13 protein-coding genes are annotated in these 11,370 nt (G+C 70.2%); 6 read left to right on the top strand and 7 right to left on the bottom strand.

The window, feature by feature from the left end; all coding sequences use genetic code 11:
• The 6 genes from ACSHXC_RS42870 to ACSHXC_RS42895 all read right to left on the bottom strand — a co-directional run.
• On the bottom strand, window positions 1-1,712 hold a 1,712-nt coding region (locus tag ACSHXC_RS42870), incomplete at its 3' end, for a DNA cytosine methyltransferase (RefSeq protein WP_438297769.1).
• The gene (locus ACSHXC_RS42875; protein WP_438297770.1) at window positions 1,712-2,023 is read right to left on the bottom strand and encodes a hypothetical protein; all 312 of its coding nucleotides are present in this window, start codon (window positions 2,021-2,023) and stop codon (window positions 1,712-1,714) included. The genes ACSHXC_RS42875 and ACSHXC_RS42870, both read right to left, overlap by 1 nt.
• The gene (locus ACSHXC_RS42880; protein WP_438297772.1) at window positions 2,023-2,310 is read right to left on the bottom strand and encodes a hypothetical protein; all 288 of its coding nucleotides are present in this window, start codon (window positions 2,308-2,310) and stop codon (window positions 2,023-2,025) included. Before ACSHXC_RS42880 ends, ACSHXC_RS42875 begins: the two co-directional genes overlap by 1 nt.
• Window positions 2,307-2,594: a hypothetical protein gene (locus ACSHXC_RS42885; protein ID WP_438297773.1), complete on the bottom strand. Its 288-nt coding sequence runs from the start codon at window positions 2,592-2,594 to the stop codon at window positions 2,307-2,309. Before ACSHXC_RS42885 ends, ACSHXC_RS42880 begins: the two co-directional genes overlap by 4 nt.
• 96 nt (window positions 2,595-2,690) lie before the next feature.
• Entirely contained in the window at window positions 2,691-2,834 is a 144-nt protein-coding gene (locus ACSHXC_RS42890; protein WP_438297775.1) for a hypothetical protein, read from the bottom strand.
• Window positions 2,835-2,839: 5 nt separating this feature from the next.
• Window positions 2,840-3,169 (bottom strand): hypothetical protein, encoded by a 330-nt coding sequence (locus tag ACSHXC_RS42895; RefSeq protein ID WP_438297776.1) that lies wholly within the window; start codon window positions 3,167-3,169, stop codon window positions 2,840-2,842.
• 326 nt (window positions 3,170-3,495) lie between these two features.
• On the opposite strand from ACSHXC_RS42895, the gene ACSHXC_RS42900 reads away from it, so the two are divergent.
• The 6 genes from ACSHXC_RS42900 (at window position 3,496) to ACSHXC_RS42925 (ending at window position 10,809) form a co-directional block, all read left to right on the top strand.
• A complete protein-coding gene (locus ACSHXC_RS42900; protein WP_438297778.1) occupies window positions 3,496-3,813 on the top strand; it encodes a chromosome segregation ATPase in 318 nt (105 codons plus the stop codon).
• The gene (locus ACSHXC_RS42905; RefSeq protein WP_438297779.1) at window positions 3,810-5,354 is read left to right on the top strand and encodes a DUF2637 domain-containing protein; all 1,545 of its coding nucleotides are present in this window, start codon (window positions 3,810-3,812) and stop codon (window positions 5,352-5,354) included. The genes ACSHXC_RS42900 and ACSHXC_RS42905 overlap by 4 nt, the downstream gene beginning before the upstream one ends.
• Window positions 5,355-5,678: 324 nt before the next feature.
• The gene (locus tag ACSHXC_RS42910; RefSeq protein WP_438297781.1) at window positions 5,679-8,021 is read left to right on the top strand and encodes a TraM recognition domain-containing protein; all 2,343 of its coding nucleotides are present in this window, start codon (window positions 5,679-5,681) and stop codon (window positions 8,019-8,021) included.
• Window positions 8,022-8,720: a hypothetical protein gene (locus tag ACSHXC_RS42915; RefSeq protein WP_438297782.1), complete on the top strand. Its 699-nt coding sequence runs from the start codon at window positions 8,022-8,024 to the stop codon at window positions 8,718-8,720. It begins immediately after the preceding gene.
• A gap of 90 nt (window positions 8,721-8,810) precedes the next feature.
• Window positions 8,811-9,746, top strand: coding sequence for a ParA family protein (locus tag ACSHXC_RS42920; RefSeq protein WP_438297783.1), 936 nt, complete (start codon window positions 8,811-8,813; stop codon window positions 9,744-9,746).
• A gap of 4 nt (window positions 9,747-9,750) precedes the next feature.
• Window positions 9,751-10,809: a hypothetical protein gene (locus ACSHXC_RS42925; protein WP_438297785.1), complete on the top strand. Its 1,059-nt coding sequence runs from the start codon at window positions 9,751-9,753 to the stop codon at window positions 10,807-10,809.
• A gap of 64 nt (window positions 10,810-10,873) precedes the next feature.
• Here the strand turns inward: ACSHXC_RS42925 and ACSHXC_RS42930 are convergent, their stop codons facing one another.
• Window positions 10,874-11,296: a hypothetical protein gene (locus ACSHXC_RS42930; protein WP_438297786.1), complete on the bottom strand. Its 423-nt coding sequence runs from the start codon at window positions 11,294-11,296 to the stop codon at window positions 10,874-10,876.
• Window positions 11,297-11,370 lie beyond the last annotated feature (74 nt).

Here is an 11,370-nt window from a genome sequence, read left to right on the forward strand (position 1 = left end):
GCCTCCGTCCCGTGCAGGACGGCCCGCAACCGGGACCCGATCCAGGTGCCGACCTGCGGTGAGACCGCGTTCCCGAACCCGTCGACCTGGTCCCTCGCGGAGCCCCAGACGGAGAAGGTGCCGCTGTAGTCGCGGAAGTCGACGTCGAAGCCACAGCCCCGGCCGATCTCGTGCGCCGCCATCATCCGGTAGAAGCAGTCCTCCAGCGGCAGCTCGGCGAGCGACGCCTGCCACTGAGCCATGAGCAGCGCGGTGGTGTCGCGCGAGGTGAGGGTGCCGAGCGGGTCCGTGACCGGGTGCGGCGCGGTCTCGTTGCCGGTGGGGCCGTTCTGCTTGTACCAGCCGGCGGCCGTCAGCACTGCCGGGATCTGCTCCGAGGTGAAGGTGGGCATCGCCTCGGCGTGCAGCGTGGGCAGCGTGTGCTTGCGGTACGGCAGGACGCCGGAGGACAGCACGGCGAGGGTCTCCGAGCCGACCTGGGTGGGCAGCGGTTCCCCGGCGCCGCGCGCGGCCCCCTGGAAGTTGTCCACGGCGAGGGCGACGGGTGGCAGTGCGCCGGCGCCGTCCGGGGTCCACAGCGGCTGGACGACCGGACCGGTGGACAGGATCGCGGTCTCCTGCTGGCTGGTCTGCGTCGCCATCGGCTGCAGCAGCAGCCGCTCCGAGCCGTGCACGCCCTTCGCGGGCATGAGGATCGCCGGGAAGTCAGCGAACCGCTGGCGGCACCGCTCGGCGCGCGCCATCGACGACCGGGCCAGCGGCCCGACAAAGCCGTCCTTGAACGTCTTGACCGGCTTGTCGCCGATCCGCGTGCCCAGGTCACTGAGGTCGAGGGCGGCCAGCGAGGGCGTCATCGGAGGGATGACAGGGCGGCGGCAGGACGGGCACCGGTACTCGTACTGCTTGCCGTACATCACGGTGCCGGACGCCGGGATGCCCGTCTTCCAGGTCCACACGGCCTCGACGTCCTTGTCGCAGCGCCCGCAGTGGGACACCGGCCGGTGCTCCAGGTCGGGCATCGGCAGGGACTTGTCGACGAACACCCAGTAGCCGCGGTCCCTCGACTGCGGCACCCCGAAGAACTGGCTGTTCAGGTACAGGACCTTGACGGGGTGGTAGCCGAGCAGGTCGAACTGGCGCAGCCACCAGCGGTAGGTCGAGCCGTCCCCGACCGACTTGCGGCCCGGGAGCGCGGGCCCCCAGGACGTGAGCTGGGTGGTGCACTCAACCAGGATCAGCCGCGGGTGATGCGTGGCGGCATACTGCAACACGCAGTTGGCGGTCGCCCGATCCCGCTCGGAGCGGGTGACCCGCGCCTCGTAGTCGGGGTCCTCCAGCTCGAAGAGGGTCAGGCCCTGCTCGTAGGCCCGCAGCGTGTTGGCGAGCGAGTGGTTGACGCACGAGACTCCGGCGGCCAGGAGATCAGCCGGGGGGAGGTCGCGGGCGGAGTGATAGTCGGAGGACTCGGGGTTGACCAGGTCGGCGATCCAGTGCTCGGCGCCCGGGTGGTTCGCCTCGTGGACCTCGACCTTGTACCGCTTGTGGTTCGCGGCCATGATCGTGGTGAATCCGGCGTCCTCGATGCCCTTGGTGAGCCCGCCGAACCCGGAGAACATGTCGACGGCGACCAGGTCGTCGTTGCGGAAGCGCCGACGGCGCAGGGCGGGCCGGTGGGTGGCGGTGCGCGTCTGCTGCATCGTGCGACGGGCCATCAGCGGCTCACCCCCGCCCACCAGTCGCCGACCAGCTCGGCGGCGAAGTCCTCCTCGATGGCGAGGGCGGCGGCGATCTCAGCGGTGGTGCGGCCGGCGGTGTGCATCTCGCCCGCCATCCGGGTCCAGGCGATCCGGCGCTTGGCGGGGGGCAGGTAGTCGCTGCCCGGCTTGACCGCCAGCTCCAGCTCCGGCTCTTCGGGCTCGACGACGATGCCCAGCGCGAGCAGCAGTTCACGGGCGTCGTCGGCGTCCGCAGCAAGCGCGGTGACCTTCTTGGCGGTGGTCCGGTCGGTGGTCAGCTGCAGCATCACAGCCCCTTGACCGAGCGCCAGAGGCCGATGAGCACGATGACCGCGACGACACCGGTGATCAGCGCGCCCTTGCCGGTGGCGATGACGACCCGGCCCAGCTGCAGCGGGACCTTCCAGGCGATGGCGCCGACGGTCGCGGCGTAGGAGAAGAACGCGGCCCCGGCCGTGTCCCCGATGCCGAAGTGCGCCTTCATGGCGAGGACGGCGACCAGGACGGCGGCGAACGTGGCGAGCAGGGCGGTGACCCGCTCGGCGGTGAAGTCGTCGGTGAAGGTGACCTTCATCGGGTCACCGCCGTACGCGCGGCGGGGACGGGGACCTCGACGTTCGCCAGCTTGACCGCGTCCAGGCAGGCGCGCATGTGGTCGGCGGCGGTCTCGGGGTGCCGGCCGTACTCGGTGGCCCACTCGGCGGTCGCGCGGGCGGCGGCGTCCGGGCCGAGCCGCTCGGAGGTCTCGTGGATCAGCGCACGGGTGCGCGCCGGGTCCGTGGCGAACTCGGCGGCGGGGGCCTGGGAGACGAACAGGAAGGTGGCGAGCGTCGAGGCGACGCGAGAGGTGGAACGCACAGCAGCCTCCGGTGAAGGAGAGAAGAGACGGGGAGTCCGGCTCGACCCGGGCGGGGCAGGTGGCTCGTCCGCCCGGGTCGAGGTAGGGAGGTGCGGTCAGCTGCCCTGACGGGCGCGCTCGATCGCGGCACGGGCCTCGGCGGCGCGCGCGGCGTCGGCGGCGGCCTCCTGGGCGCGGCGCAGGGACTCGCTCGCGGCGGGGTCCTGGATGACGGCGGTGGTACCGATCGCGGTACGCACGGCGGTCAGCCGACCAGCAGCGCGGCGCGGCGGTGCGGGCGGGTGGGCTCCGGGGAGTCCTGCCGGCCGTCCCGCTCGTGCGGAGTGGGACGCATGGGCAGCTGGGGCTTCGTCTCGGCGTGCACCGGGTTGTCGCAGGTGACGATGCCGGTACGGGTGACGACGCTCTCGAAGTCGCGGCAGTCGCGGCACTTCGGGCCGAGTCGGCCGACCAGCGCGAGGCGCGGCCCGGAGATCACCGACAGGGCGCGGTCGCCCTCGGGCGAAAGGCACAGGGCGGGGAGGTCGTCGACCTTGACCTCGGCACCGGGGATGAGGCTGAGAGACTGAATCACGGAGATCCCTCCATCTAGGGGTGTCCCGATCCGGAAGGCGGTCCTACGCGCCTGTCCGGGCTTGAGCCGGGGGTCTGCAAACCTCCGGCTGAGAGGGGTTCCAGGGCCTGCAAGCCCCGGGGCCCCTCTCGCCTTACATCCCAAACACTAACCCACTAACCCTTGAGGTTCAAGGGTTAGTGGGTTAGATTCTTCCTGTACTCGACAACAGGGAGGTGGCGATGGGGAGCGGCCCTATGGTCCGCACACGTCCGGCCGAGCCGTATCCACAGGCCAGGACCCATAACCTCTTGGGGTCAGCAATCCCAAGACCCCAAGGGGGACAGATGGCGGAGAACATCCCGCCGGCGCAGCGTGGTTCGGCCCAGCCCAAGAGCGAGGCCCGACCCAAGTGGGTGCCGATGCGAGATGACCAGTACAGCGGCCTGACCGCCCTGGCCCGGGATCTGATGGACTCACGGACCCGCAAGACCGAGCGCATCACGGAGAACACGCTGATCCGCGTGGGCATCGACCTGGTACTCGCGCACCCCGAACTCCTCACGGGCGACACGGAGGAGGAGCTGCGGGACAACGCGCTCGCGTACATCAAGCGCCTGCAGGCCCCGCCGCAGCCAGAGGAAGAGGAAGGGAGGGACGAATGACCGAGCAGACAACCGAGCAGGCCCGACCGAAGGGGGCCCTCCCTGAGCTGACCAAGACGCACAAGATCCTGATCGGCGTGGTGGTCGTCGGGGCCGTCGTCATCGCCTCCATCGGCTTTGCCGGGTCGTACGCCGCGGTGCACGACCTCGCGGTGAAGAAGGGGTTCGGCGACTTCGCTCTGGTCTTCCCGATCGGCATCGACGCCGGGATCGTCGTGCTGCTGGCTCTGGACCTGCTGCTGACGTGGATCCGGATGCCGTTCCCGCTGCTGCGTCAGACGGCGTGGCTGCTGACTGCGGCGACCATCGCCTTCAACGGCGCGGCGGCCTGGCCCGACCCGCTCGGCGTGGGCATGCACGCGGTCATCCCGGTGTTGTTCGTCGTCTCAGTCGAGGCGGCGCGGCACGCCATCGGGCGGATCGCGGACGTCACGGCCGACAAGCACATGGAGGGCGTGCGACTAAGCCGCTGGCTGCTCTCGCCCGGCCCGACGTTCCTGCTGTGGCGGCGGATGAAGCTCTGGGAGCTGCGCTCCTACGAGCAGGTCATCAAGCTGGAGCAGGACCGGTACGTGTACCAGACTTGGCTGGAGTCGCAGTTCGGCAAGAACTGGCGCAAGGCGGCCAAGGAAGGGAAGAGGGGCGGTTCCCCGGTCGAGCTGCTGATGCCGCTGCGGCTGGCCCGCTACGGCAAGCCGCTGTCGGAGACGGTGCCGGCGGTTCTCACCGCCACCGGCTACGAGGTGCCCGCGCTGTTCCAGCCCAAGGAGCTGACGGCAGGTGCGGAGCAGGACGTCGAGCCGGAGACCGCCGAGATCGAGCGGGAGCCCGAGCACCGTGCCGTGGAAGCAGCCCACCCGGTCGTCGAACCCGAGCCCGCCCCGGTGGCGGAGCCCGTCTCGTACGCGGAGCCCGTCTCGTACGAGGCGCAGCCGGAGCCGGTCGTCGAGCCCGTGGCCGACTGGCAGCAGGAACCGGCGACGTACGCCCCGTACGCGCAGCCGGCGCCTGAGCCGGAGCCGTACGGGCGCGAGCACCACTACGAGCAGCCGGAGGTCGCCTACGAGCAGCCCTTCGCGCCGCCGACGCCGGAGCCCGTGCCGTACGCGGCGCAACCGGAACCGGTCGTCGAGCCGCAGGTGTACGCGCAGCCGGAGCCTGCGCCTGAGCCGGAACCCGTTCCGGAGCCGGTCGTTGAGGCCCCGGTGCAGCCGGAGCCCGTCGTTGCTGCCTCACCGGCCCGCCGTCCCTCGCCGACTCGGGTGCAGGCCAAGCTCGAAGAGGAGCAGCCCGCGCGTCCCGGCCGGGGCGGGAACACCCGCGACCAGGTCGCCGAGATCTACCGGAACCTGCCCGCGGACGTCCAGGCGCTGCGCGGCCGGCCGTTGGCGGCGGCGATCGTCGAGGCCAGCGAGAACACGCTCAAGCTCGACACGGTCCGGCGCACGCACATCTCCGATGACCTGCTGGCGGAGTACCTGCAGAGCGCTCCCCAGGTTCCCGCGCCCCGGGCCGAAGAGGTCTCGGAGGATGTGCGGTGACCGCCGGAATCTCCGGGATCTATCCACAGGCGATCGGGTCCACAGTGATCGCCAGTGGTGACCACCACCCCCGGCGACGGGGTGACCGGCAGGTGCCCGTGCGCCCGACACCGAATCAGAAGGTGTCCGGTCTGACGGGAAGTCTGTGCAGGTCATCCCGCGTCACGGGAGGCCGCGTAACCGTGCGCGGTAGGTCCGTAACGATCGGCGAAAACGATGCCGCATATGTCAGTGCAGGGACGTATACAGACAGGAGTGGCCCCGGTGGTGCATGAAGAGCTTGGCGGCTACAGCACCCCCGGGGCGCCTACGAAGGAGACCTCCGTGAACGACAACAGTAAGGCCAGCACCCTGACCCTCTCGACCAATGGCCACGACAACACGGCCCTTGAGGACACGGCCAGTTCGGCGGCCGGGGAGAGCACCGAGCAGCCCGGCCCGTGGGAGCCCATCGAGGGCGACGCGCTCAAGGGCGTGCTGTTCTCCACCTCGAATGCCCTCGCCCGGCCGGGAGTCCGCTTCACCGCGCTGACCGTGCCCGCCACGTTCCTCGCGGCGGAGACCACGACCGGCGACACCAGCACGGGCGACGTCCTGAGCACCATCCTCGGCGGCCTGGCCGACGGCGGCGCCGCGCTGTTCGAGAGTCAGCCGCTGCTGACCGTCGCGATGGGCGTGGGCCTGGTCGGCGCCGGATACATGAAGGTCCGCGGCGACTTCGACTTCGCGGGCACCACCGACGGCTTCGCGGCCAAGAAGCAGCTGCGCAAGCACCTCGGCCGCACCCAGCTGGTGAAGAAGCGCAAGACCCTGCGTCCCTCGCTGGCCGACGTGCCGGCGCGCAAGGTGCCTACCAACGCCGTCGGCGTCTACCTCGGGCAGGACCGCAAGACCAAGCTGCACCTCTACATGTCGATCGAGGAAAGCTCCCTGATGCTGGCGCCGATGGGCGCGGGCAAGACGGCGAAGATCGCCAACTGGATCATCGACGCGGAGGGGGCCGTGCTGGCGACCTCCACGAAGTTCGACATCGTCGAGTGGACGGAGAGGATGCGGGCCCGGGTCGGCCGCATCCTGATCTGGAACCCGCAGGGCATCGCCGGGCGCGGCTCGAACATCGCCTGGGACCCGGTCATCGGCTGCGCGGACCCCGAACTCGGCATCGAGCGCTCCATGCGCCGTGCCCAGTACCTCCTCGAAGGTTCCGACGCGACCAAGGGCGTGGAGAACCGCACGTTCTGGCAGACCTCCAGCTACAGCGTCCTCAAGGCGTTCCTGTGGGCGGCCGACGCCGACGGGCTGTCGTTGTTGGACGTGGCGCGCTGGTCCAAGAGCGTGCGCAACACCGAAGCCATCGCCATCTTCGAGAAGTTCGAGCACCCCGACCCGTTCAACCCCGGCCGGCCGGTCGCCCCGCGAGGCTGGAAGGAGGACCTGGAGCAGGTGCAGAAGGTCGAGGGCAAGCCCACGACCTCGGAGAACGTGTTCGGCACGCTCAGCAAGACGTTCATGTTCCTCGACGCGCCCCGCGTCCAGAAGATCGTCGAGGCGGCCCACGACCCGGCCACCCAGCAGTTCGACATCGACGCCTACCTCACCTCGCGCGACACCCTGTACCTGCTCGGCCGCGAGGACGGCATGGGCAGCATCGGCCCGCTCTTCACCTGCCTCACCGGTGAGATCTACGAAGCGGCGCGGGTGATGGCCCCGATGAACCGCGGCGGTCGCCTGGACCCGCCCTGGACGATGGTCCTCGACGAAGCGGCGCTGATCTGCAGCGTGCCGCTGGAGCGGTGGACGGCCGACAGCCGCGGCCTGGGCATCAACATCCACGCCTGCTTCCAGAGCCCGGCGCAGATCTACGAGCGGTGGGGCAAGTACGGCTACCAGACCATCTGGGACAACTGCGTGAAGCTCATCCTCGGCGGCCTGTCCAACAAGGAGCACCTCCAGGACCTGTCCGAACTGTGCGGCAAGCACAAGGAGAAGAAGGACAGCCACTCCAGGACGCCCGGCCCCGACGGCACGATGAAGGAATCGGTCTCCTGGACGAAGGTCGAGGTCGACACCATGACGCCCTCGGACATCATGAACCTGGAGCCCGGCCAGATCCTCATCCTGCGCAAGCACCTCGGCGGCCCGGTCGTCGCGCAGTTCACCGCGGTGTGGGACCGCAAGGACATCAAGAGCGCGGAGAAGGAAGACAAGCGGGCAGCGAAGGCCGAACTCAAGGCACGGAAGAAGAAGGCCAAGGTCCCCGCCCCGGAGTGGTCGTCCGTCCCGCTGGTGCCGGACCCGCCGGCCGACCTGTGGGGCCCGCCGCAGCCCCAGGACCCGTGGGCGCCGACCGGCCCGGACACGAGCCCCTGGACTGCCGATCCGGCGGCCAGCGCCTGGTCGAGCACGTCGCTGCCCGGCCCGCGCGACGCCCAGGTCGTGCGCGGCGAGGTCGTGCCGCCCATGCCGACGGACCCGCCGGTGATGCCGGAGAAGCCGGACTTCGAGCCGACCGGCTACCTCGAGCAGGTCCCTCAGCAGCCCGCGCCGGCCGCGGAGAAGCCCGCCGAGCAGACCACGGCCGCGCCCATCCCGCTGCGCAAGACCGGCACCGACAACGGGCCGGTGGCGGACAGCGGCTGGGGCGACGACGACGAGACGGGGATCTAAGTGGCCGACGACATGAAGGTCAGCGTCAGCGACATGCTGCTGACGCTGACGGGCAACGTTTCCGACGCCCGCAAGCGTCTCGCGGAGCTGGAGAACCAGAAGCTCAAGCAGGGGCAGGAGTCGATCCTCCTCAAGCTGGGCGAGCACAAGGAGCAGCTCGCCGCGATCACCGAGGCGCTCGCGGCGATGCAGGCCGAGCCGGAGCCGGAGCCCACGCCGGACTGGCCCGGGGTCTCCCCGAACTGGTCCGCCGACATGGACCAGGACCAGGCCCGGGAGCTGTGGGACTGGCTGACCGGCTGGTGCCACAACTACCTGTGGCCCATCTACGCCCAGGACGTGTGGAAGCCCTGCTGGTACCGCCACACCCGGGTGCGCATCGCCCTGACCGCGCTGCGCGGGGCGCACGAGTGGTCGTACGAGACCACGAAGGTCCCGCCGACGCGGGCGCTGGAGTGGGAGTTCCGGTTCTGGCCGCAGGTCGAGACGCTGCTCAAGCGTGAGTTGAAGGACTGCGGCCAGCCTCGGGACGAAGAGAAGAAGCAGAAGCACCCGGTGCCCGTCCCCGTGCCACCGAATCCGCCGGCGTTCACCGCCAAGGACTTCACGGACCCGGGCTTCTTCGACTACGTGGAGAAGCACATCGCCAGCAAGCGCGAGCCGGAGAAGGAGAGCAGCGAGAAGGACTCGGGCGACTGACGCCCCCATACTGCAGCGGTCAACAAACGGCCCGCCCGTCAAATGACGGAGCGGGCCGTTGTTGCGTGTGCACCCGGTACGGTCCGGGCTATGACTGCACTGCAACCCCAGACAGTACCGGTGCCGGTGCTCGATGTGGATCTCGAATTCCTCGACATCGTCACCGAGTGGGACACCGACACCACGTTCCACTCCTGGCGGCCCGGCATCGTCGTGCCGCCCACCTTCCGGCCGGCCATCTCGCCTCGGGTCATCGCCCTGGCCAACCAGAAGGGCGGCGTCGGCAAGACGATCAGCGCCCTGGAGCTGGCGATGGCGTACGCGGCCCGCGGCCTGCGCGTGAGACTGATCGACGCGGACCCCCAGAAGGCGGCGCTCTCGGTCTGGCTCAAGGAGACCTGCTACCCGGCCGATCCGAAGGACCGGCACACGCTGCGGGACGTCTTCTACGGCGAGGCGACCCTGCGCGAGACCACCTACCCCACGGTCTACAAGGGCCTCTACCTGGTGCCCTCCGACCCGAGCCTGGGCGACATCGAGAACGCCACCCCCCAGCAGGTGTTCAGCCCCGAGTCGCTGCTGCGCGACGCGCTGCGGGCCGACGCCGACGACTGGGACATCACGATCATCGACTCCGGCCCGAACCTCGGAAAGCTCACCGTGGCTGCCCTGGTCGCCTCCGACGACGTCGCCATCGCCGTCCAGGACGGCGGTCTGGAAGTCGTCGGCACGGGCTCGGTGGTCACCACCATCAAGACCGTCCGCGAGCGGATGAACCCCGCGCTGCAGGTCCGCGCGGTGTTCTTCACCGACTTCAAGAAGGACTCCCTGCACCGCCGGATCGGGCGCGAGATGAACAAGGCGTTCCCCGACGCACTGATCGTGCCGTGCCGCGAGTCCACCCAGGCCGGGTGGGCGTCGCTGGGCAAGCGCCCGCTGCGGATGCACACTCCGAACGAGAAGCCGACCCTCGACTACGACCGGGCGGCCGACCTCCTCATCGCCCCCAAGCAGAAGGTGAGCTGACGACGTGGCACGCAACCAGGACGTCGACGACGACGAGTTCGCCGGCCTCAACGGAGACACCGGGAGCGACGTCGATACGCAGACCGGCAAGCTCCTCGACGTTCCCAAGCAGGATCCCAAGGTCGTCTTCGACTCCGTGGTCGCCCTGGCCGACTCCCTGCCCCGCCTCGACGACATCGCGGAAGTCGAGGAAGGCGACGTCTCCGAACTGACGGACACGGAGAAGCAGCAGAAGGAAGACACCGAGACGGTCATCGTCGCGGCCAGCAAGGTGGGCAAGGCGGCGATCTGGGTGATGGGGCAGGGCTTCGCCGCAGCCAAGAAGGGGCAGTGGTTCCGCGGCACCCACCCCACCATCGAGGCGTACATGGCCGACCTGGTGCCGGACGTGGTGCCCCGGCAGGCCCGGCGCTGGGTGACCGGTTCCAGCCTCGCCCTGGCCATCACCTCCCGCACCGGCACGGCCCCGGTCGAGGGCCAGATCCGCGAACTGGTCAAGGCCAAGGGCAAGGAGAAGGTGACCCTGCCCCAGGACGTGGCCGAAGACATGTACGTCGTCGCGAACGAGGTGGCGGACACGACCGGCGCCAAGGTGACGGCGAAGGTGCTGTCCGACTTCCGCACGAAGGTCGAGGCGGTCGGCGGCCTGCCCGAGGAGCGCGAGCAGCGCAAGGCCACCCTGCAGGAACTGGCGCTCGACGCCCTCGCGGGACCAATTGGTCCCGGATCCACGGACGGCACGACGGAAGGCGAGGGCTCGGAGGGCTCCGGCGGGACGGAGGACGACGTCATCGACGCGGAGATCGTCACCCCGCAGCTCGACGCCCTCGACGAAGCGCTCCAGACGCTCAAGACGGTCCGCAAGACCATCAAGGCGCCCACCTTCAAGGACGCCGTCGCCGAGCACGACCCGGCCCGCTACAGCACGCTCATCAAGGAACTGCGCACCATCACGCGGGAGCTGCACGGGGTCACCGACCGGGCCCCGGGCCCGATGACCGTGTCCCTGCCGGCACAGGCCGAACACGACGAAGCCGAGCAGTCCGAAGACGCCGCGGCCTGAGCCCGGCAACGACGAAGCCCGCCCCGGGGATGGGGGCGGGCTTCGTCGTGCTCGTGGGGGCAGCTCAGCGTGCCCAGAACCAAGGCTGCTCCTCGGTCTGGCCGCGGACCCACATGACGGCGTGCTGGACGCCGTTGGCGAACTTGCGGCGCGACCCGGTGCGCATCGCCTCCTCGGCGGCGTCGTCCTCTGCTCGGAGCTGGTCCCGGTCGGGCACCCCGGTGCGACCGGTGAACGGCGCGGGACTCCGGCCCAGCACCCACTGGTAGGCGGCCTCGACACCCTCGTGGAACTCAGGCATCTCGTACCCCTGGCTCAGGGCAAGCCGGATCTCCTCGACCAGCGCGGTGACCTCGGCGACGGTGCGCTGCCCGACCGTGGCGGCGGCCGGCGCGGCATCGGGCAGGGGAGGGGCCGACTGCTGCGTCGCGGGCGCCCCGGCCGGCGGCACAGCGCCCGGCCTGTTCCACATCGGGTTCTCAGCCATAGAGGCACCGTAGCGGGCCGCGCAGACAGGGGGCAGAAGCTCGAAGGGCCAGCGGGTGCTCCGCTGGCCCTTCG

Origin of the sequence: Streptomyces sp. HUAS TT7, assembly GCF_051550175.1 — a bacterium.
Taxonomy (GTDB): Bacteria; Actinomycetota; Actinomycetes; order Streptomycetales; family Streptomycetaceae; genus Streptomyces.

Coding starts and splice junctions, on each gene's coding strand:
- ACSHXC_RS42875 (WP_438297770.1), bottom strand. CDS start 2,023: ATGCTGCAGCTGACCACCGACCGGACCACCGCCAAGAAGGTCACCGCG.
- ACSHXC_RS42905 (WP_438297779.1), top strand. CDS start 3,810: ATGACCGAGCAGACAACCGAGCAGGCCCGACCGAAGGGGGCCCTCCCT.
- ACSHXC_RS42880 (WP_438297772.1), bottom strand. CDS start 2,310: ATGAAGGTCACCTTCACCGACGACTTCACCGCCGAGCGGGTCACCGCC.
- ACSHXC_RS42930 (WP_438297786.1), bottom strand. CDS start 11,296: ATGGCTGAGAACCCGATGTGGAACAGGCCGGGCGCTGTGCCGCCGGCC.
- ACSHXC_RS42920 (WP_438297783.1), top strand. CDS start 8,811: ATGACTGCACTGCAACCCCAGACAGTACCGGTGCCGGTGCTCGATGTG.
- ACSHXC_RS42900 (WP_438297778.1), top strand. CDS start 3,496: ATGGCGGAGAACATCCCGCCGGCGCAGCGTGGTTCGGCCCAGCCCAAG.